This window comes from Nonomuraea sp. NPDC048881 (assembly GCF_040649795.1).
Taxonomy (GTDB): domain Bacteria; phylum Actinomycetota; class Actinomycetes; order Streptosporangiales; family Streptosporangiaceae; genus Nonomuraea.
Window position 1 is genome coordinate 584,552 of sequence record NZ_JBEZGC010000003.1, and the last position, 20,139, is coordinate 604,690.

The 20,139-nt window shown below is 71.7% G+C and carries 21 protein-coding genes; 12 read left to right on the forward strand and 9 right to left on the reverse strand.

Going from position 1 to position 20,139, the window contains the following annotated elements; translation table 11 throughout:
• Window positions 1-6: 6 nt before the first annotated feature.
• Window positions 7-972, reverse strand: coding sequence for a WYL domain-containing protein (locus AB0C33_RS13625; protein WP_358286932.1), 966 nt, complete (start codon window positions 970-972; stop codon window positions 7-9).
• A 52-nt stretch (window positions 973-1,024) separates the two neighbouring features.
• Between AB0C33_RS13625 and AB0C33_RS13630 the strand changes: the two genes are divergently transcribed.
• Window positions 1,025-2,170 carry an epoxide hydrolase family protein gene (locus AB0C33_RS13630; protein WP_358286934.1) on the forward strand — a complete coding sequence of 382 codons (1,146 nt, stop codon included), beginning with the start codon at window positions 1,025-1,027 and terminating at the stop codon, window positions 2,168-2,170.
• Between the two features lie 77 nt (window positions 2,171-2,247).
• Here AB0C33_RS13630 and AB0C33_RS13635 read toward each other — a convergent pair whose 3' ends face one another.
• Window positions 2,248-2,895: a response regulator transcription factor gene (locus AB0C33_RS13635; RefSeq protein ID WP_358286936.1), complete on the reverse strand. Its 648-nt coding sequence runs from the start codon at window positions 2,893-2,895 to the stop codon at window positions 2,248-2,250.
• Window positions 2,892-4,034, reverse strand: coding sequence for a histidine kinase (locus tag AB0C33_RS13640; RefSeq protein WP_358286938.1), 1,143 nt, complete (start codon window positions 4,032-4,034; stop codon window positions 2,892-2,894). The genes AB0C33_RS13635 and AB0C33_RS13640 overlap by 4 nt, the downstream gene beginning before the upstream one ends.
• Before the next feature lie 110 nt (window positions 4,035-4,144).
• Here AB0C33_RS13640 and AB0C33_RS13645 point away from each other — a divergent pair, with 110 nt between their 5' ends.
• A complete protein-coding gene (locus AB0C33_RS13645; protein ID WP_358286940.1) occupies window positions 4,145-5,278 on the forward strand; it encodes an alpha/beta hydrolase in 1,134 nt (377 codons plus the stop codon).
• On the opposite strand, the gene AB0C33_RS13650 is transcribed toward AB0C33_RS13645, so the two are convergent.
• On the reverse strand, window positions 5,211-5,828 hold the full coding sequence (locus tag AB0C33_RS13650) for a hypothetical protein (RefSeq protein WP_358286942.1): 618 nt from the start codon (window positions 5,826-5,828) through the stop codon (window positions 5,211-5,213). The two genes, AB0C33_RS13645 and AB0C33_RS13650, sit on opposite strands and share 68 nt — an antisense overlap.
• On the opposite strand from AB0C33_RS13650, the gene AB0C33_RS13655 reads away from it, so the two are divergent.
• The gene (locus AB0C33_RS13655) at window positions 5,827-6,111 is read left to right on the forward strand and encodes a hypothetical protein (RefSeq protein ID WP_358286944.1); all 285 of its coding nucleotides are present in this window, start codon (window positions 5,827-5,829) and stop codon (window positions 6,109-6,111) included. The two genes, AB0C33_RS13650 and AB0C33_RS13655, sit on opposite strands and share 2 nt — an antisense overlap.
• 120 nt (window positions 6,112-6,231) lie before the next feature.
• Here AB0C33_RS13655 and AB0C33_RS13660 read toward each other — a convergent pair whose 3' ends face one another.
• The gene (locus AB0C33_RS13660; RefSeq protein WP_358286946.1) at window positions 6,232-6,879 is read right to left on the reverse strand and encodes a hypothetical protein; all 648 of its coding nucleotides are present in this window, start codon (window positions 6,877-6,879) and stop codon (window positions 6,232-6,234) included.
• Window positions 6,880-7,033: 154 nt separating this feature from the next.
• Between AB0C33_RS13660 and AB0C33_RS13665 the strand changes: the two genes are divergently transcribed.
• The 3 genes from AB0C33_RS13665 to AB0C33_RS13675 all read left to right on the forward strand — a co-directional run bounded on the left by AB0C33_RS13665 (window position 7,034) and on the right by AB0C33_RS13675 (window position 10,590).
• Entirely contained in the window at window positions 7,034-8,236 is a 1,203-nt protein-coding gene (locus AB0C33_RS13665) for a hypothetical protein (protein ID WP_358286948.1), read from the forward strand.
• 453 nt (window positions 8,237-8,689) lie between these two features.
• Window positions 8,690-9,439: a DinB family protein gene (locus tag AB0C33_RS13670; RefSeq protein WP_358286950.1), complete on the forward strand. Its 750-nt coding sequence runs from the start codon at window positions 8,690-8,692 to the stop codon at window positions 9,437-9,439.
• Between the two features lie 338 nt (window positions 9,440-9,777).
• A complete protein-coding gene (locus tag AB0C33_RS13675) occupies window positions 9,778-10,590 on the forward strand; it encodes a hypothetical protein (protein ID WP_358286952.1) in 813 nt (270 codons plus the stop codon).
• Between the two features lie 220 nt (window positions 10,591-10,810).
• Here AB0C33_RS13675 and AB0C33_RS13680 read toward each other — a convergent pair whose 3' ends face one another.
• Window positions 10,811-11,101: a hypothetical protein gene (locus AB0C33_RS13680; protein WP_358286954.1), complete on the reverse strand. Its 291-nt coding sequence runs from the start codon at window positions 11,099-11,101 to the stop codon at window positions 10,811-10,813.
• 201 nt (window positions 11,102-11,302) lie between these two features.
• Here AB0C33_RS13680 and AB0C33_RS13685 point away from each other — a divergent pair, with 201 nt between their 5' ends.
• Window positions 11,303-12,100, forward strand: a complete 798-nt coding sequence (locus tag AB0C33_RS13685; RefSeq protein WP_358286956.1) for a maleylpyruvate isomerase family mycothiol-dependent enzyme — start codon at window positions 11,303-11,305, stop codon at window positions 12,098-12,100.
• A gap of 273 nt (window positions 12,101-12,373) precedes the next feature.
• Here AB0C33_RS13685 and AB0C33_RS13690 read toward each other — a convergent pair whose 3' ends face one another.
• A complete protein-coding gene (locus AB0C33_RS13690) occupies window positions 12,374-13,609 on the reverse strand; it encodes a hypothetical protein (protein ID WP_358286958.1) in 1,236 nt (411 codons plus the stop codon).
• A gap of 494 nt (window positions 13,610-14,103) precedes the next feature.
• On the opposite strand from AB0C33_RS13690, the gene AB0C33_RS13695 reads away from it, so the two are divergent.
• On the forward strand, window positions 14,104-14,568 hold the full coding sequence (locus AB0C33_RS13695; protein WP_358287571.1) for a GNAT family N-acetyltransferase: 465 nt from the start codon (window positions 14,104-14,106) through the stop codon (window positions 14,566-14,568).
• Window positions 14,569-14,844: 276 nt separating this feature from the next.
• Here AB0C33_RS13695 and AB0C33_RS13700 read toward each other — a convergent pair whose 3' ends face one another.
• The gene (locus AB0C33_RS13700; RefSeq protein ID WP_358286960.1) at window positions 14,845-15,435 is read right to left on the reverse strand and encodes a TIGR03086 family metal-binding protein; all 591 of its coding nucleotides are present in this window, start codon (window positions 15,433-15,435) and stop codon (window positions 14,845-14,847) included.
• 528 nt (window positions 15,436-15,963) lie between these two features.
• Between AB0C33_RS13700 and AB0C33_RS13705 the strand changes: the two genes are divergently transcribed.
• From AB0C33_RS13705 to AB0C33_RS13715, 3 genes are all read left to right on the forward strand, one after another.
• Window positions 15,964-16,560 (forward strand): TetR/AcrR family transcriptional regulator, encoded by a 597-nt coding sequence (locus AB0C33_RS13705; RefSeq protein ID WP_358286962.1) that lies wholly within the window; start codon window positions 15,964-15,966, stop codon window positions 16,558-16,560.
• A gap of 217 nt (window positions 16,561-16,777) precedes the next feature.
• Window positions 16,778-17,521, forward strand: a complete 744-nt coding sequence (locus AB0C33_RS13710) for an SDR family oxidoreductase (protein ID WP_358286964.1) — start codon at window positions 16,778-16,780, stop codon at window positions 17,519-17,521.
• Between the two features lie 161 nt (window positions 17,522-17,682).
• Window positions 17,683-18,588 carry an RNA polymerase sigma-70 factor gene (locus tag AB0C33_RS13715; RefSeq protein ID WP_358286966.1) on the forward strand — a complete coding sequence of 302 codons (906 nt, stop codon included), beginning with the start codon at window positions 17,683-17,685 and terminating at the stop codon, window positions 18,586-18,588.
• Window positions 18,589-18,596: 8 nt separating this feature from the next.
• Here AB0C33_RS13715 and AB0C33_RS13720 read toward each other — a convergent pair whose 3' ends face one another.
• Window positions 18,597-19,577 carry a WYL domain-containing protein gene (locus AB0C33_RS13720; RefSeq protein WP_358286968.1) on the reverse strand — a complete coding sequence of 327 codons (981 nt, stop codon included), beginning with the start codon at window positions 19,575-19,577 and terminating at the stop codon, window positions 18,597-18,599.
• 119 nt (window positions 19,578-19,696) lie between these two features.
• On the opposite strand from AB0C33_RS13720, the gene AB0C33_RS13725 reads away from it, so the two are divergent.
• Window positions 19,697-20,110, forward strand: a complete 414-nt coding sequence (locus AB0C33_RS13725) for a VOC family protein (protein ID WP_358286970.1) — start codon at window positions 19,697-19,699, stop codon at window positions 20,108-20,110.
• Window positions 20,111-20,139 lie beyond the last annotated feature (29 nt).

The window sequence follows — 20,139 nt, forward strand, 5'->3', positions numbered from 1 at the left end:
CCGCGGTCACGCCGGATCGGCATCGGGGACGGCTTCGAGGAGACGGGCGGCGAGGGCGCGGACGTGCCGGACGAGCTCGGGCGGCTCGTGCACCTCGAACGGCACGCCGAGCTGCGCGACCCACATCGCCAGCTCGTCCAGCGAGTGCGACCCGGCGGACAGGACGCAGGAGCCGTCGCCGGCCGGCTCGACCACCGCCATGGTCGGCGGCATCCGGGCGGCGACGACGTCCGCCGGCGCCCGCACCGTGAACCGCCCCTGGTAGCGGTAGGGGTCGACGGAGATCCGCTCGGAGACGTAACGGACGAGGTCGGCGGCGGGCGGCTCGCGGGGCGTGAAACGCGGGCCGTTCGGGGTGTGCAGCCGCAGCCGGTCGACGCGGAACGTGCGCCAGTCCGCCCGGCCGGTGTCCCAGGCCACCAGGTACCAGCGGCGACCCGAGTTGACCAGCCGGTACGGCTCCGCGGCACGGCGATCCCCGACGCCGTCGTGGGAGCGGTAGTCGAACCGCAGGCTCTCCCGGCGGCGGACCGCCGCGGCGATCGCCGTGAGCGCGGCCGGGTCCACCGCCTCCGCCGCCCCCGCCAGCGGGACCGTGACCGAACGCAGATCGCCGACGCGGTGCCGGAGCCGGGCCGGCAGCACCTGTTCGAGCTTGGCCAGGGCCCGGACCGAGGTCTCCTGGATGCCGGTCACGCCGGAGACCGCCGCCGTGCCGAGCCCGATGGCGACCGCGACCGCCTCCTCGTCGTCGAGCAGCAGCGGCGGGAGCCCGGCCCCGGCGCCGAGCCGGTATCCGGCCGTGCCCGGGGTGGCGTCGACGACGTAGCCGAGCTCGCGCAGCCGGTCGACGTCGCGGCGGACCGTGCGGGGCGAGACGCCGAGCCGTTCGGCCAGCTCTGCGCCCGACCAATCCCTGGGGGTCTGCAACAGCGACAACAGGCGCAACAATCGCGCCGACGTCTCCAGCATGCCGTCCATCCTAGGACCGGAACTGTCCTAACCCCCGCCTATGGTCATGAACATGAACGACGACCCGCGCATCCACCCGTTCCGCATCGACATCCCGCAGGCCCAGCTGGACGACCTGCGCGCCCGGCTGGCGGCGACCCGCTGGCCGGACGAGCTGCCCGGCGTCGGCTGGTCCTACGGCGTCCCGGTGGGCTACGCGAAGGAGCTGGCCGAGTACTGGCGCACCTCGTTCGACTGGCGGGACGCCGAGCGGCGGCTGAACGCCTTCGAGCAGTTCACCACCCTCATCGACGGGCAGAACGTGCACTTCCTGCACGTCCGCTCCCCCGAGCCCGGCGCGCTGCCGCTGATCGTCACGCACGGCTGGCCGGGCTCGGTCGCCGAATTCATGAACGTCATCGGCCCGCTCACCGACCCGGCGGCTTACGGCGGCGACCCGGCCGACGCCTTCCACGTCGTCGCCCCCTCGATCCCCGGCTTCGGCTTCTCGGGCCCCACCACCGAGCCCGGCTGGGACCTGGAGCGGGTCGCGCGGGCGTGGGCCGAGCTGATGGACCGCCTCGGCTACCCCCGGTACGGCGCGCAGGGCGGTGACAGCGGCTCGGTGATCTCGCCGATGCTCGGCCGCGCCGCGCCAGGGAACGTCGTCGGCGTGCACGTCAACGGCGCGCTCGGGTTTCCCAGCGGCGACCCGGCCGAGCTGCGCGAGCTCACCCCCGCCGAGCTCGCCCGCCTGGGCCAGTACCAGGACCAGGACCGGGCCGGTTACGCGATCATCCAGGCGACCCGGCCGCAGACCCTCGCGTTCGGGCTGCACGACTCCCCCGCCGGGCAACTGGCGTGGATCGCGGAGAAGTTCAAGGAGTGGACCGACCCCGCCCGCGAGCTGCCCGAGGACGCGGTGGACCTTGACCAGTTGCTCACCGACGTGAGCGTCTACTGGTTCACCGGGACCGCCGCCTCCTCGGCCCGCCTGTACAAGGAGGGGCAGAAGGGCTGGGGCGCGGTGGCCGAGTACTCCGGGCTGCCGCACGGCGTCGCCGTCTTCCCCGGGGACGCCGGGGTGCGCCGGATCGCCGAGCGCGAGCACAACGTCGTGCACTGGTCGGAGTTCGACCGCGGCGGCCACTTCGCCGCCATGGAGGCCCCCGACCTGTTCGTCGAGGACGTCAGGACCTTCTTCCGCCCCCTGCGCTGACTCCTCGGCTCGCCGCCGATTGCCGGGGCCGGGGCGCGCCGCCGACGGTCAGCTCGGGTCGGCGTCGTGCGGGACGGTCAGCCCAGGTCGGCGTCGTGCACGAGGATGGCGGCCTGCACCCGGTTGGCCAGGGCCAGCTTGCTCAGCACCCGGCTGACGTGCGCCTTCACCGTGGCCTCCGTCAGCCTGAGCTCCCGGCCGATCTCGGCGTTCGACAGGCCGCGGGCCACGGCCCTGATCACGTCCTCCTCCCTGGCCGTCAGCGCCGCGAGCCGTCTGCGCGCCGACTCGGCACGGGAGGGCGCCCGGTCCACGAACGAGCCGATCAGCCGCTTGGTGACGGTGGGGGACAACATGGCCTGGCCCGCCGCGACCGTCCGGACGGCGGCGGCCAGGTCGCGCGGCGGGGTGTCCTTGAGCAGGAAGCCCACCGCGCCGAGCCGGAGCGCCTCGTGGACGTACTCGTCCAGGTCGAACGTGGTGAGCATGATCAACTTGGGTGCGTCGGGGGCGGCCATGATGCGGGCGGCGGCGGTCAGGCCGTCGGCGCCGGGCATGCGCACGTCCATCAGGATCACCTCGGGCCTGAGCCGGGCCACCGCGGTCACGGCTCCGTCGCCGTCGGCCGCCTCGCCGACGACCACGATCTCGCCCGCCGCCTCCAGGATCATCCGCAACCCCGACCTGACCAGCGCCTCGTCATCGACGACCAGGACGCGGATCATGCGGCGGGGATCCCGGCCAGCACCTGGAAGCCGCCCTCGTCCCGGGGACCGGCCTCCAGCCTGCCGCCGGCCAGCTCGACGCGTTCGCGCAGCCCCACCAGGCCCCAGCCCGAGCCGGGCAGGTCGCCGTCCGCCGCCGCGCAGGACCGGTTCCGGACCAGCACCTCCAGCTCGGCCGGCCGGTACCGGACGTAGACGTCGGTCTCGGCGTCGCCCGCGTGTTTGTGCACGTTGGTCAGCGCCTCCTGGACCACCCGGTAGGCGGTGCGCTCCGCGGTGGGCGGCAGCGGGCGGGGGCGTCCCTCGTCGTGGCGGTTGACCACGATGCCCAGAGCCCGGGACTGGTCGAGCAGGCGGTCGAGGTCGGCCAGCGTGGGCTGCGGGCCGCGTCCCGGATCTGCTGAGCGCAGCACGCCCAGCACCTCCCGCAGGTTCGTCAGCGCCTCCCTGCCCACGCCGCCGATGAGCGCGGCGGCCTCGGCCGTACGGGCGTCGGGGGCGTTGACCTCCAGCGCCCCGGCGTGCAGCACCATCAGGGACACCCGGTGGGCGACCACGTCGTGCATCTCCCGCGCGATGCGCGCCCGCTCCTGGTCGCGCGCCTGGTCGGCGCGGAGCACCTGCTCACGCAGCAACTGCTCGGACTGCTCGCGCATCGCGTCGAGCACCTGCCGCCGGGCGCCCACCCACAGGCCGGCGACCAGCGGCAGCCCGAGCATCGCGCCGCCCATCAGCAGCACGTTGACGGCAGTGCCCGCGACCAGCGCGCGATACCCCTCGTTCCAGGACGACACCAGCCCCGCGAGCGCGAACAGCACGACCGCGCCGACGACGTAGAGCCACAGGTCGCGACGGCGGCGGAGCCGCGTGCCCGCGTAGTAGGAGGCCACCACCGCGGCGGGCCACATCACCAGCCAGAGGTGGGCCACCGCGCCCACCACGACGAGCGGCCACAACCACCGCCGCCCGAGCGCCGCGGCCAGCCCGCAGCACGTCGCCACCGCCACGAGCACCGGCAGGGGCAGCGCGGACCGCACCCCTGCCGAACCGGTCACCGAGGCCATGGACAGCAGGAGAACCGTCGTGCCGAGCGCCCACGGCGTGACCCGTTCGGCGATCGTCGATGTCCGGTCAATCATGGCCAGAGGCTACAAGTCCCGGCAGGCCGCCCATCCCCTACGAAAGTCGCACGTGGCCTGTGACTTTCGCCGGGGACGGTTCGGCGGGGGTGCGCGGCACGGTGGAGCGCATGGACAAGATCCTTGTCGCGAGTGCCCTCGCGCTCGCCGCCACCACTCCGTACCCCGCCCAAGCCGCGGCTGCTGAAGCCGTGACCACCGCGCCCGTGACCGCTCTGCCCGCGCCGACCGGCCCGTACCCGATCGGCAAGGTGGACCTGCACCTGGTGGACCGCAGCCGCCCCGACCCCTGGGTGACCGGCCGCGACGCCCGCGAGGTGATGGTCTCCCTCTGGTACCCGGCCCGCAAGGGGACGAGCAGGCCGGCGCCGTACCTCACGCCGAAGGAGTCGGAACTGGTCCTCAAGGGCGTGCCGCAGCTCAAGGACCTCCCGTCCGACACGCTCGCCAGGACCAGGACGCACGCCCGCGCCGACGCCCCCGCGGTCGGGCGGAAGGGCGGATGGCCCCTGGTGGTCCTGTCACCCGGCATGACGCTGCCCCGCGCGACGATGACCTCGCTGGCCGAGGAGTTCGCCACCCGCGGCTACCTGGTGGCGGCCATCGAGCACACCTACGAGTCGGTCGCCACCACCTTCCCCGACGGCCGCACCGTCACCTTCGAGGCCGGCAAGGCCGGACAGACCCCCGAGACGGGCGAGAAGGTGGCCCGGGTCAGGGCCGCCGACACCGAGTTCGTCCTCGACGAACTGGACCGGAGCAGGCGCTGGAACGCGCTGATCGACGAGCGGCGCATCGCGATGGTCGGACATTCGGTCGGCGGCCAGAGCGCCGCGCACCTGCTGCCCGCCTCCCGGCGGATCAAGGCGGTGGTCAACCTCGACGGCACCTACAACCCGAAGACCCCCGCCCAGCCGCTGGACAAGCCCTTCATGATGATCGGCAACCCCCGGCACCAGCCGAGATCCGGCGGCCCCGACGGCTCGTGGGACACGTTCTGGCCGCACGTGACCGGCGACTGGAAGCGGTGGCTGACCGTGACGGGGGCCGAGCACATGAGCTTCATCGACTACGCGGTGCTCCAGCCGCAACTCGGCCTGCCCAAGACCCCGATCGACGGCGAACGCGCCATCGCGATCACCCGCGGGTACGTCACCGCCTTCTTGGACCTGCACCTCAAGCACAAGCCCGCCCCCGCCCTGGACAGGCCGTCACCGGACTGGCCCGAGGTGCGCTTCTGGTAACCACAGCCGGAGCTCCGCTTCCGGCGAAGCGCGGCCCCGGCGATCCACGGCCGAGGCACTGTCCCGGCAGTGCGCGGTGCGGGGGGATGAGGGCGCCGGGGACAGCGGCGATCTCCAGGTCGACCGACCGGCAGGAGCCGTCCGGCCCGACGGTGACGGTGTTCGGCGTCAGGTCCCGCGACACGAAGCCCCGCTCGTGCACGGCAGGTTGTCGGCTATCGCCCGGTTCGAGCCGGACCTGGTGCCGGAGGAGCAGGTATTGCTTGAGGTAATTGGTGCTGACGGGCTCGACTCCGGTGGCGGTGAGCCGGGAGATCAGGGCGTGCGGGTTGGCGATGTGCGGCCAGAGCTGGCGGCGCTCGGCGAGGTGGTCGCGCAGGGCTTCGTGGGTCAGCTCGTCGAGAGGGCGGGCGATGCCGTCGAGGATGATGCGCCGGTTGGGCAGGTCGATGCCGTCGAGGGTGAGCTGGCGGATCGCCTGTGGGTGAGCGGCGTGGATCGCGTCCAGAGCGACGATCAGGCGCAGCGCCGGTGTGACGGCGGCACGCATGCGCGTTGACCTGGCTGCCAGAGTCGAGCCGGACCAGGAGTGCGCCGTCCTCGCGGGTTCCGGCCACGGTGCCCTCGGCGCCGTTCGACAGCCGTACGCGCGCATCCACCGCAGGCACGGCGGCGGGCCGCCGCCCAGGTTCCGGGCCACGGTGCCGGTGCCGCCGCCCCAGATCGACGCGGAGGCGCCGGTCTCGATCCAGCGGCCTTTCCGGTCGCGCGGCTGGTCGGAGTCGAAGGCGTTGCGCAGCCTGCGGGCCTTCTCCTCCAGGCTGCCGGTGTAGGTGACTCCGCCAATTGTCCACGTCCGCTTGTTGGCCACCGTGTTCCCTGCTCTGCCCCGTGCCGGTGTGCAGGGCAGGGAACACGGCCGGGCGGGCTAGCGTCTGCGTCCGCCGATCAGGTCATGCCGCCGCGAACAGGTCGAGCTGGTCGTCCTTGGCGGCCCGCGTGGGCCGGAGCTGCTGAACGAGCTTGGGGGCGCGCTGGGCGGCGCGGGCCGGGGTGGGGAACAGGTCGAGCTGGTCGGGCTGGCCGATCTCGCGCCTGGCGTCGGCCGCGACCGCTTCGACACGATCCCACCATGCAAGCGCGAACGTCAGGCAGGTGGCCTCGCTCTTGTGACGGGTGGAGCCGCACCGGGTGGGAGTGCGGCGGCCCGCGAACGACCAGGCCATGCTGTCGGCCGTCACCAGGTAGCGGCCGTACCGGCGCAGGCCGGCGAGGTTGACGCCGAACCCGTGCAGCGGCAGGTCGAGCTGGGCGAGCGTGCGGAAGATGTCGCCGATCTCCGTGCCGGCCTGCCGGCGGCAGACGGAGCCGACGCCGACGATCTCGTAGTCCTCTGCCAGGCGGACGCCGTGCTCCTCGTACAGGGCGACGCAGGCGAGGTAGTCGTCCACCGTCCAGCCCTGGATGACGGGCATGACCGGACAGTCGGTGTCGCCGAACTGCGGCCACAGCTCGACCAGGCGCAGGAAGTCGGCGACGGTGCGCCGCTGGTGCTCGGCCACGGTGAGGCCGGTCTTGCCGAGCATCCACGGCTCGCACATCCAGTCCTGCGGCGCGGCCTTATTCGGGGTGTTGAGGACCGTCCGCTGTCCGCTCCTGAGACTGGTGGACCACCCCTTGACAAAATGATCGGCCTTCGGGGAGGCCGACTTTGACAGCGTTGACAGGGGGTGATCTTGGACATACGTTCCATGAATGCCCAGTCGGTTACTGGCTTCACTGATCGTCCTGTTGCTCTGCTCGTGCTCGACAGCGACACCTGGAGGGCCCGCGCCAACTGCGGCCACAACCGCGCCTGCAGGACGCGCCTACGAGGGCCCCGCTCTGCCGGGACTCGCGACGGAGCAGGCGTGGACGCTGCCCCTCGGCTCCATCCGTGACGCCGTCGCCGTCGGCAAGTCCTTCGCCGTACTTGGGCGGGCCGCCGACATCTTCGCCCTCCAGGTGATCGATGCCGCCACGGGCAGAGAGCTCAAGAGCATTCCGATCGAAGACGAGGACGCGACCCTGCGCGCGGACACTGATCACGGCAAACCGGTGGCAGTGGTACGGCATCGGCGGCAACTGGCCGCATCGGGGCTGACCGCCGAGTCCAGCCAGGTGTCCGACCTGGTGATCGACGAGACAGGCTCGGAGGTCTGGCGCTCGCCAGAGGACGGCGACGGCAGACAGGGCACCTTCTTCATCGGTGGCTACGCCGCCGAAGGCGAGGCGGACGGAGCCGGTCTCAGCAACGTGTCCAAACTGTCCACCCTCGCAGGCGAACAGGCCGTCGCCCTGCCGATCGGCGCCGAGGAAGAAAACTCCTTGCTCGGCGTCATCAAGGACAAGGCGGTGTACTGGCCGAGGGGGATGCTCCTGGACGAGGAGGCGGCGGTCGTTCATGGCTTTGACCTTTCCAAGGGCGGGAGCTTGGCCTGGCGGCTACCGCGAGATGTGCAGGCCCGAACCATCGTCGGCGACTTTCTGCTCACCTGGCAGTCGGACGGGATGTCCTCCACTCACTCGCTCTACGACCTGATGTCGGGTGAGCGGGTGGGCGGGTTCGAGGTTTCGAACTCGGTGGGGGTGCGATGCGCGACGTCCGCCTTCGACGCCGACAGCGATACAGTGCTGTGCGACGAGCCACTGACGCTGATCGATTCCAGGACTGGCAAGCTCCTCGTCCCCACCGTGGAAAACCAGCGTGAGGTGTCGGTCGAGTCGGCCTTCGGTGGAATCGCCTACCTCAAGGTCAAGCAAGAGCAGGGAGCCGAGCCTCTCTACCTGGCCTTGGACGACAGGACGGGCAAGGTACTCGGCGACAATCTGCCCGCGGCACCGCTGGCGGTCAGCACTGATGACTACGCGCTGATCTGGCACAAGCTCCATGCCTTCGGGTTCAAGCGGACTGCCTGACACGGCCTCGTCGGGGACCCACCAGGATCACGGGCTCGGCGGTGCTGAGCGATTCCCAGTCGAGGTGGACGACGTGCACGAAGGCACAGTTGGTGCTGGTCATGCGGGGTGGTTCCTTCCGGCAGGTTCCGCGCGCGCACGCCGCACGGACGGCACACGGAACCTGAAGAGATGCGCTACCGTCCCGCCCCGATGCCGGAACGGGACGGGATGATCAGAGAGGGGGAGGGGCAGCCCGCCGTCTCGTCCAGAGCGCGGACCATGTCGAACGCCTCCGGCTCCGTGAACGCTCTCGCAGCGAGTTCGAGCCGGCCGTGAAGAGGCAGGTACGCGCGTCCACGCCTCCAGCCGTCCAGCGCCGGGCGACGCACGCTTCGCCACCGCCTCCAGCGGGGCGTGGAAGAGCACGCGGGCCTGGTCGGCGTACGGAGCCGAGCTGATGGCGTGCGAGACGTGGGCGGCCACGTCCTCCTCGGACGGCAGGCGCGGCGTGAAGCGCGTCCCCGGCGGCCCGAGCGGCTGCTCGATCCAGTCGGCCCGGAAGGTACGCCAGTCGTCGTTGGCCACGTTCTACGCCAGTACAGCTACCAGCGGCGCAGCCTGACAGGATCGAGACTCATGATTGACGATTTCGCGAAAGACAACCTGCACGAGAGACTGCGACGGGACCGCAAGGCGCTGCTCTGGAAACTCGACGGGCTGTCCGAATACGACACCCGCCGACCTCTGACAGTGACCGGGACCAACCTCCTCGGCCTGGTCAAACACCTGGCCACCGTCGAGGCCAGGTACTTCGGCGAGGTCTTCGACCGCCCTTCCCCGGAACCGCTGCCCCGATGGCAGGACTCCAACGGCAGCGATCTGTGGGCGACCGAGGACGAGACTCGCGATCAGATCATCGGGTTCTACCGGCGCACGTGGGAACACTCGGACGCGACGATCAACGAGCTGCCCCTCGACGCCCCCGGCCACGTGCCGTGGTGGCCGGAGTCAACGCCGCCCTGGCACATGAACCTGTTCGCCATCATGGTCCACGTCCTCGGCGAGTCCACCCGGCATGCCGGGCACGCCGACATCCTGCGCGAGGGCCTCGACGGCCGGACCGGGTCGCGCGCCGAGTACGAGGAGCAGATCGACGAGGAAGCCCGTGCAGCCTACTGCGCGAAGATCGAGCAGGCCGCCAGGACGGCCCGAACCGATTAGGGCTCAACCCCGCATCGCGCCACCGTGGCCGCGCCCTTGGCGGGGCCACGGTTTACCGCCGCCCCCACCAGACCCTCACCCGATCTCGGGGAAGGCGTCCTCGTCGCCCGGGTCCGTCCCGACCCGGCGCCATCGACAGACGTCCTCGGCCGAGGACGATGCCGCTCACAGCCACTCCGTTCGGTGGCCGGGGTAGCCGAACCGGTACGGCACGGCGGCCATCCGCAGCGTCCGGCACGGGTATCCGGGCCGATGAACGGGCTTCGCCGTACTGGATGGGATGTCTGGATGAACCCTCCAGGCCGGCGGGGCGTCCTTTTGGTATGAAGAGATCGCGGTTGACCGTCATCGCGCTGCTCGCGTCGTTGTGCGCCTGCGGCCCGTCCGGTGCCGGCCCGGTGCCTTCTGCGGCCGGGACCGAGACGATCGTGTTGCCGCGGGCCGATCAGCCCAAAGCGCATCGGCCCACCCTGGAGCGACTCAAGCGAGAGGCGGCGTCGTCGGGCCAATCCCTGGAGGAGGTCGTCAAGCGGTACGCGACCCGGGTGGCCGCCACCTCCTCGCCCAGGCCGACGGACTTCGAGGGTTACGACCCTGCCGTGACCGAGCCGGACGTGGTCATCGACGGCATCCCCTACGCCGAACTGGTCGACCTCGGGGCCGTCGCCAGATCGGAGGGCATCTCCTATGAGGAGGCCCTCGACCGCTTCGGCTCACAGTCGTCCAACAGCCAGGTGATCGACAGACTTCATGCGGAGTTCCCTGACGAGATCTCCGGCGTCAGCTACGTCGACGGCCAGCGGGGGCTGCGCGTCGGCTTCAAGGGGCCCATCCCGGCTCGCGCGATCGAGCTGGCCAGGACCCTTCCCATGGAGGTCACCCTGATCGGCGGCAAGGGATTCTCGGCCTCGGAGCTCCGGCAGGCCCAGGACACGGTCGTCTCCTGGCTCCGGTCCCGTCCTGAGGTGGCCACGATGACGGCGCGCCCAGATGAGGAGACCGGCCAGGTCAAGGTCACAATCCAGCCGAAGGTGATGCCGGACGATGCCGAGGAGTTCAAGCGAGGTCTTCAGCTCCCGCAGCCGGACAATCCGCGCATCACCGTCGAGGTCACGCTCTCCGCCGAATCGGTCGCCGTTCGGCCGCAGTGAGGGTCGCCGAAGCCCCCGCGCGCGCACGGCCCGAATTCACCGCCCAGGAGGCCCCCGTCATGACTCCGCTCGATCGCACTCTTGCCAGAGCCCTCACCGAGGTCGTCATCAGGCTGGACCTCAGCGCCAGGCAGCTGACGGCCTGGGAGACACCGGCGACGCCCGGGCTACCGCCTGAATGACGACCCGTTCGCCGAGCCGGCGATCGCGAGCCCTGTGATCAGGGCAGATTCGAGCGCTGCTGCCGGCCACGAAGCCTCTCCAGCGCGGCCGCAACCTCATGGACCTGCTCAGGCTTCCGGGTGCTCCACTCGGAGACCTCGTTGAACCATCGGTTCCAGACCGCGCCCACAGCCTCGGCGGTGACCTCTTCCTCACCGCGCACCAGAGCGGTCAGATCACGCACTTCAGGGTCGTACTCGTCCTCGGGAGCCCCCATGCCCAGCAGACCTTCGGGGTCGTACCGATTGATCAGCACACGGACAGCGGCGGCCACCTGATCATCCTTCATGCCTCCAGCATGCCCCGGCGCCTCCGGGCCTTCCCATCACTTGCCGAACATGCCTGGCGGGCCTTCAAGCGGTCTTCGCGATCGGTGACCGCATGCTCAGTGCACAGACCCGGCCGCTTGACCACTTCCGCCGCGACCTCGTGCGCATTGACCGAACCGCTCCGCTACCGGTCCCGGGATCGACGGTGATAGACATCCGGCGTGGAAAAGAACCTGGAGTTTCCTGACCTGCTGCGGCTGATCGATGAACGGTCGACCGCCTTCCGCGCCACGGTCGCCGCCGCGCCCAGTCTCGACGCGCCGGTGCCGACCTGCCCCGAGTGGAAGCTGTTCGATCTGGTGAAGCACCTGGGCGGGGGAGACCGTTTCTGGGCCGCCATCGTCGGCGCGGGGCCTGCCGACGCTCCCCCGGCCGAGGCCGCCGCCGCGCGCGCCGCGCTGGAGGTGCCGCGGGAGCGCGAGGCCCTGCTGGCCTGGCTGGAGGAGTCCACGCAACTTCTGCTGGGCGTGCTGCGGGAGGCGGGCCCGGACGCCGGCTGCTGGGCGTGGTGGAGTGCCCTGCAGACGCCACGGACCTCCGGCGGAGTCGCCCGGCATCGGGTTCAGGAGAGCGCCGTGCACACGTACGACGCCCAGCTCGCCGCGGGCGCCCCGCAGCCGGTGCCGGCCGAGGTCGCCCTCGACGGCGTCGAGGAGTTCCTGTTCACCTGCGTCGCGACACCCAGCGCCTGGCCGCACAAGCCCACAGCCTTCGACTTCCACGCTGCCGAGGGCCGCTCCTGGCGCCTCACGGTCGACGGCGACGGCGCACGCTCCACCCGCATCCCGTCGCCCACTGCCGCGCCCGGCGAGGACTGGGACGCAGCCGGCGCCTCCGTCCACGGCACGGCCAGCGAGTTGGTCCTCTACCTGTACGACCGTATCCCGGCCGACTCCTTGCACGTTGACGGAGACGCAGGGCTGCTCGACCTGCTCCGCGCCTGGGAGCCGGAGGAGTAGGCCTCCGGGGAGGATCGGACCCGGTCTTTGGCGCCATGACTACCGCGGCGACCTGATCGCCTTCGCCGCCCGCGAGCTACGAGGTCCGAGTCGCGCAGCCCGCGGTCCGAGGTGCGGTCCGAGGTGCGGTCCGGAGTGCGGTTCGGGCAGTCTGCGGTGCAGGTGATGCGCGATGCGGCATGTGGCTCTGGTTGTCTGCGGCCGGGCGGGTGTTTCTGGTTGATGCCCCGCGTCCTCGCTGCCCGCAAGTTCGTTGCCCGGTGTCGCCCGCGGTCAGTCGGCCTGTGTCGCCTGTGGTTCGGGGCCGAGGGCTCGTTGGGTGAGTTCGGCGGCGACCGCTCGTTCCCGTAGCAGGGCGGCCTCGGCGCGTACGGCGTCCAGTTCGGCCCGTACGTCCGCCAGGCGCATGCGCTCCAGCCGCAACTCCCCCAGCAGCTGGTCGCGTTCCTTGACCGCCGCCGCGGCCCGTACCTTCTCCCGGGCGTGTTGTCTGCGCTCCTTGGCCAGCGCCGCGGCGGCGTCCTCCTCGGCCGACGCCAGCTTCCGGGCCAGGTCACCCACCTCGGTCGCGGCCTGGGCGGCCTCCCGCTGCGCGACCGCCCGGTCCCGCTCGGCCTCTGCGGCCGCCCGTTCGGCACGTTCGGCCCGCTCCACGGCTCGCTCCCGCTCCTGCGCGGCCGCCTCCTCCCTGACCGTGGCCGCGATCACCGCCCGCTCCGCCAGCTCGCGCGCGCGCCCGGCCGCCGCCGCCTCCTCACGGGCGCGATCTCTCTCCTCCCGCGCCCGGTCCGCCTCCAGCCCGGCCTGTACGGCCTGCGCCCGCGCCTCCTCGGCCCGGTCCTCGGCCGCCTCCGCCTGCTCGGCCAGCTCCTGGACGACCTGATCCCGGGTCTGCTCGGTCAGCTCCGCCTGGCGCGACGCCTCCTTCACCCGCCGTTCGGCCTGCTCCGCCCGGCGGACCGCCTTCTCGGCGGTCTGCAACGCCTGCCGTTCGGTGCTGGCCGCCTCGCGCAACGCGGCCAGGGCCTGCTCGCGGGCGCGTTCGGCGTCCTGCAGCGCCGTCTCACGCTCGTTCTCGGCCTCCTCCAGCCGGGCTCGCATCTCGGCGGTCTGCCGGCGCGCGTGCTCGGTGGCCTCCCGGGCCAGGCGTACCTGCTCGAAGGCCTGCTCCCGTTCGGTGCGGGCGATCGCCACGCGCGTGTGCGCCTCTGCCTGGACGGCGCTCAGCTTGGCCTCGACCCCGGCCGGGCTCAGCTCGTCGGACAGGGCCTTGGCCAGCGGCTCGATGGCCGCGAGAAGCCCGGTCTCCATCCGGTCGTACAACTGCTCGGCTCTGGCCAGCGCGCCTTCCAGCCCGGGGGTGGCCCGCCGCAGCTCGCGCTCCCGCTTGGCCGCCGCCTGGCACCCCTTCTCCGGACAGTACGACTTCGGCCGCCCGCGCCCCGGCCGCTGCTCGATGGGAGCTCCACAATGCTTGCAAGGCGTCACCACGCCGACCTCCGCAGTCACGGCGACACCCTAACATTTTCTAATTTCTGGAAATTCGAATCCAGAAATTGACCATGCGCATGGGAGGTCACGACGAAGTCGCCATCGCAGTGCCATGCGCGCGAGGTAAGCCCTCGCCACCGCAGGTCAGCCCCCTGCCCGCGTGAACGGCCGGACGTCCGCCACTGAGCACAGCCCCCGGCCGCGCCGCCTCCGGCCCACCGGACGGACATGCAACGTCTCCGGCGTGTCGCCCTCTTCGCGTCTCCGCCGCTCACCACAATGCCGTGCCGCACCGACAGTTCGTTCGTGTCCGCCGCCGTGCCGGCGCGTCGGCCACCGTGCCGGACGTGACCACCAGCTCCACGTTCCCGCGCGCACACTCACAGGACGATGACCAGCTCGTACGATTCGCGCCACCCTCGTCAGGTTCAGCGCCACGTCGCGCCACGCGGTGCGCAGGGCTGACCGACGGGGCAGCGCGAACACAAGTGAAGATCATCTCCAATGGGTTGGTGATTCGTGAGTTCGGGCCGCAGGATGCCGTGCCTGTGGCGGCATTCGTGGCCTCCGGGGATCGAACGGCCCTGCCGCCCGGCTCTCCGCAGATGGTCACCGACGTGCACGGGTGGCTGACCGACACCGCGCACCGGCGACGGCTGGACAGCGAGGGTGTACACCTGGCGATCGTGGAGCAGGCCACCGGCGAGATCGTCGGCAGTATCGGGCTGCGCGACACAGATTGGGAAGCCGGCCGTACCGAGATCGGTTACGGAATTCACACTGGTCAGCGAGGTCGCGGCTACGCGACCGAGGCCGCGCGCGGTTGGACGGTGGGCGCTCGTCAACGGTGGGATACGGCGTGTTCAGCTGCGCTCCCGGATCGACAACGCCGCTTCCCTCCGGGTTGCCGAGAAGGCCGGATACCAGCGGGAGGGCACGGTGCGGGTCGCGGAGCGGGACGGGTGCGAGGCTCATGACCTGGCCGTCTTCTCGATGATCGCCACATGAGCAGCCGCAGAGGCTGAAGAAACCGCCGCTCGTGATCCGGGCGGAGCTTCACCGACCAGCGGTCCGCCCTCGCCGCGCCGATCACTGTGGCGGATCGGCGACGACCTCCAGCCCAGGTGGCGGGTCAAGTCGAGCTCGAAGCGCCCTCGATTACGCAGAACTACCTCACCTCCGACCCGAGTGGCCGGACTTGAAGGCCGGCCACGCCGCACCTGGCCGGGGTTCTGGTCACGGTGGCCTGGACGTCACTTGGCCCGATGCGGGGCGAGGTCGCGGCCAAGGAAGGCCAGCAGCCGCCGGTGGGCGGGTGCGCCTGCGGGCTGATGAAGTTCGAGGCCGAACATTCCGGGGCGGCGGAAGGCGTCGAAGTCCATGCCGCGCATGGTGGCGAGCAAGTCGTCGCAGGCCTGCTCGTCCACCAGCGTTTCCTGGTCGGTGGCGATCGCCAGGTCGACGCCGTGCACCAGGACCTCGGTCAGATGGATGAGTGCGGCCATCGGCCCGGGCACTTCCCCGAATCCCAGCCGCACGGTCGTCTTCAGGGCACCTTCGCGGTGCCAGGCCGCGAGGTCGAGCCGGGCGGCTCCGAGAAAAGCGCCCTGCGGGTCGGTGCCCAGCCAGTCATCCTCGTGCTCGCCGCCGGGGTCGGTGCCGGTGAGCTCGGCGGCGAAGATGCGCATGCCGCCGACCAGGTGGTTGAGCTCGGTACGCACGTCCCATCCCGGGCAGGGTGTGGGGGCGGTGAGCTGCTCGTCGGTGATGCCCTTGACGATGGTCGCGGTCATGTGGACGGCCTGGTCGATCCGGCCGATGGTGTTGGTCATCTGGTTGCTCATTTCGGTACTCATCGCGCTTGGGGATTGATCAGGTCCGCCCGGGTTCACCGCTGAGGTTCACGGGTTGCCCCGGCTTTGGAATCGGGCGGGCGAGTGCGGAGGCGGACGGCGGGGGTCCGCCTTAGCGGCGAACAGGGTCCGCGCCATCGGGTTGGTGATCGATGCGCTGATCACCGCGGTCGGGAACGGAAGGCGACCAGGAGCAGGAACGGCGCGTGCCACCGTGGGCAGGACGAACGCCGGCGCGAACGCCGACAGGAGCCCCGCTGGTCGACCAGGAAGTCCCGCAGCGCGGGCCCGGACTCCCCGTTGCTCCTCGTCCGGGATGGCCCGTGCGGTTCCGATCACCTCGCCCAGGTCGGGCCCGCCGTGGGGGGCGACGCACACCGTACGAAGGGACTCGAAGAGGAACTTCACGGCGGACTCCCCTCACTGAACGAGACGGAACGGGACCGTCTCGACATGTTCGCACCATAGCCCCGGTCCGACCCGAGACGCAACCGTTCCGTCTCGGGTATGCTCGGCGGCATGAGTCGATCGCCAGCAGCTCGCCCGCCCGGCGGGCCCGTGCTTCAGGGCGCCGTCACCGACGCGATCCGCACCGCCTTCTTGGAAGAGCTCGCCGAGGTCGGCTACGGAAGGTTGTCGCTGGAGGCCGTGGCCCGGCGGGCCGGCTCGGGCAAGGCCGCCATCTACCGGCGCTGGCCGTCCAAGGAAGCCGTGACCATCGACCTGATCACCCAAGTCTCCATCGCCGCAACCGACACCCCCGACACCGGAACCCTGCGCGGCGACGTCCTGGCCTTCCTGACCGCGGTCGACGGGGCGCTCCGGCATCCACTGGTGTCGCGAATTCTGCCCGACCTGTTCGCTGCGGGCATCCACCATCCCAACATCGCCGACTCCCTGCGCGACAGGGTCGGTGGAGCTCGACGCGAGAAGGCGGTCAGCGTCCTGCGGCGGGCCGTGGAACGCGGAGAACTCGCGCCCGACACCGACTTCGAACTCGGCCTGGACCTGCTGGCGGGCCCCCTCTACTGGAGCACCACCGTCCGCCAGGCCCCCGCCGACCCGGCCCGCCTGCAGCGGCTCGCGGACAAGGTGGTGGCCGCCCTCGCGGCATGACGAGGTGCCATCCCAGCACCCGCCGACTTCAGCGGCCGGGGCGACGCGACCGGAGAAGGGCCACCGATGCTCTTCGGAAGCCCCCACCGGCGAACCCGGCACGGGAGTCGGTGACGGTCGTCGACCGAAGCCAGGCTGTACCCAGCTCGGAACCGCCGCCGTTGTGACGTCGCTCACAAACTGTCACAGCCACGGAGGGGGTTCCGTCTTAGAGCGCATGACGAACACGGAACGCACCACCGCACTGATCACCGGCGCCAACAAGGGGCTCGGCCTCGAAGCCGCCCGCCGCCTCGGAGCACTCGGCTGGACGATCTTCCTCGGCTCCCGCGACGAGGCCCGCGGGCAGGCCGCCGCCGCCCGGCTGGCCGAGGACGGCATCGACGTGATCATGATCCCCCTGGACGTGACCTCCGACGCGTCCGTGAATGAGGCCGCGCGGCTCGTCCGCGAGCACACCGGCCACCTGGACGTGCTGGTCAACAACGCCGGCGCGCCGGGGAACGCCGTCCCGCCCGCGGAGGCCACCGCCGGGGAGATCCACGCGGTCTACGACACCAACGTCTACGGCCCGGTCCGGGTCACCCACGCCTTCCTGCCGCTGCTCCAGGCCGCCGAGCACCCGCGGGTGGTGATGGTGTCCAGCGGCGGCGGCTCCTTCGCCGTCATCACCGATCCGGACCAGCCCGTCTCGAAGATGCACGAGCTCGCCTACAGCTCCTCCAAGGCGGCCCTGAACATGATCACCGTCCGGTACGCCCAGGCGCTCCCGCACATCAAGTTCAACGTCGCCACCCCCGGCGAGACCGCCAACCACAAGTTCGCCGCCACCGACATGAACCGTCACACCGGCCTGCTGACGGTCACCGAGGGCACGGACTCGATCGTCCGGCTCGCGACCCTGGGCCCCGACGGCCCGACCGGCGTCTTCGTCGACCGCCTCGGCCCGATCGCGTGGTGACCTCGGTGCGCCACCGGACCGGCCTGCCTGGTCACGAGGAGGTCCAGCCGCACGGCTACCCTGCTGCGGGTCGTACACAAGCACCTCCGGACGGGAAGGCCGAGCAGATGAGCCGCGGTACAGGAGCCGACGCGACCGCCCCCCTGGCGGAGGAGCCGGACGTGACCGGATACCGGCCGCTGCTGTTCTCCATCGCCTACGGGATGACCGGTTCCGTGGGCGACGCCGAGGACATCGTGCAGGACGCGTTCCTGGGCCTGACCAGGGCGCGCAACGCGGGCACCGCGATCACCGAGCCGAAGGCGTACCTGACGACCGCGGTGACGCGGCTGGGCATCGACCACCTGCGCTCGGCGCGGGTGCGACGGGAGACGTACGTGGGCGAATGGTTGCCCGAGCCGGTCGTGGCGCACCCCGGCGAGCCGGGGCCGGCCGAGCACGCCGAGCTGGCCGACTCGTTGTCGATGGCGTTCCTCGTGCTGCTGGAGTCCCTGTCGCCGGTGGAACGGGCGGTGCTCATGCTGCGCGAGGTGTTCGGGTACGGCTACCAGGACGTCGCGCGGATCACCGGCAAGACCGAGGTGAACTGCCGGCAGATCCTCGCCCGCGCCAGGCAGCGCGTCGCCGCCGGACGGCAGTCCCGCGACAACGCGCCGACCCAGGCGCGGCGGGCGGCGGGCGAGGAGCTGGCCCGCAGGTTCTTCGACGCGGCCGGCGGCGGCGACCTGGACGCGCTGCTCGGCATGCTCGCGCCCGACGTGGTCCTGCACGGGGACGGCGGCGGCAAGGCCCAGGCGATGGCCAGACCGGCGGCCGGGGCGCCCCGCGTCGTCAAGATGCTGGTGGCGGGGCTGCGCCGGGTCCGCGCGCTCGGCGTCACGGTACGGACGGCCTGGGTCAACGGCCGCCCCGGCGCGGTCATGTACGACGCCGAGGGACGCGTGGCTGGCGTGGTCGAGCTGGACGTCGCCGACGGCGTGATCCAGGCGATCCACTCGGTGGTCAACCCGGACAAGCTCGCCCATCTCGGCCCGGTCTCCGACGTCGCCCGCCTCCCGGAGAAGTGAGCCGGGGGTCAGGAGGAGGAGGCGGCGGCGGTGTAGCGGCGGGCCAGCTGGGCGAAGGCGTCTCTGAGCTCGGCGGGGCCGACGACCTCGATGTCGGCGTCGAACCTGCCGAGCGCGGCCGCCAGCCCCAGCCACGACCACGAGCCCATGACGATCCGGCAGCGGTCCGGCCCCGCCTCCTCGACGAGCCCGTCCCGGACGTAACGGGACACGACCGCCGCGGGCAGCGCGAGGATCACCTCGCCGCGGCAGGGCCAGTCGCCCGCCGCGTCCGAGCCGCGGAAGCGCGCGGTGACGAAGGCGGCCACCCCGCCGCCGGGCAGCTCGCGCGGGGTGAAGCGCGGCCCGGTGGGCGTGCGCGGCCGGATGCGGTCGGCGCGGAAGGTGCGCCAGTCTGCGCGGTCGAGGTCCCACGCGACGAGATACCAGCGGCCGCCCCAGGTGACGAGGTGGTGCGGCTCCACCCGCCGGGGCGGCGGCAGCGCGCCGCCGTCGTCCGCCTCCGACGGGTAGTCGAAGCGCAACACCTCACGGGCATGGACGGCGGCGCTGAGTGCGACGAGCACCCCACCCGCGACCTGCGGCTCGGGCCGTGCGCCCGCCCGTTCGACGGCGGTCACCTGGAGGGTGTCGATCCGGTGGCGCAGCCGTGCGGGCATGACCTGCCGGACGGTGGTGAGCGCCCGCGCCGCGGCCTCCTCGATGCCCGCCCCGGCGGTGGCGGCGATCTGGAGCGCGATGGCCAGCGCGACGGCCTGCTCGTCGTCGAACAGCAACGGCGGCAGCTCGCTGCCCGCGTCGAGCCGGTAGCCGCCGTCGGGGCCCTTGATCGCCGCGATGGGGTAGCCGAGGTCGCGCAGACGGTCGACGTCGCGGCGCACGGTGCGCGGGCTGACCTCCAGCCGTTCGGCGAGCAGCGCCCCCGGCCAGTCGCGGCGCATCTGGAGCAGCGAGAGCAGGGCCAGCAGGCGTGCCGAGGTCTTCTGCATGTTTCCATGGTGCCGCAAGAAGAGGCCACAACCTGACCGCTTCCTCCGCCAGCATGGGCACCGCAACCGGGGCCGGACGGCTCCCGGCGACCATGAGCCGAACCGGCGAGGAGCCTGCCATGTCTATAAATGTCGTGATTCATCTGAACTTCCGGGGCGAGGCCGCCGCCGCGCTCGCGTTCTACCGGTCGGTGTTCGGCGGGGACGTCACCACCGTGACCTACGCGGACGCCGGGAACGTCCAGGACCCCGCCGACGCCGGCCGGGTGATGTGGGGCCAGGTGGCCGCGCCCGGCGGCTTCCGCCTGATGGCCTACGACGTGCCCGCCCACCTGCCCTGGGACCAGGGCGAGAACGCGTTCTTCGTCTCGCTCGGCGCGGACACGGCCGAGGAGGCCACCGCGTACTGGGAGGGGCTGGGCGCGGGCGCGACCGTCGTGCGGCCGCTCGGGCCCGCGCAGTGGGTGCCGCTGCACGGCATGGTGCGCGACCGCTTCGGGGTGACCTGGATCGTCGAGCACGGCGCGTCCTGAGCGCGAGGAAACGGCTGAGCGCGGGAAGA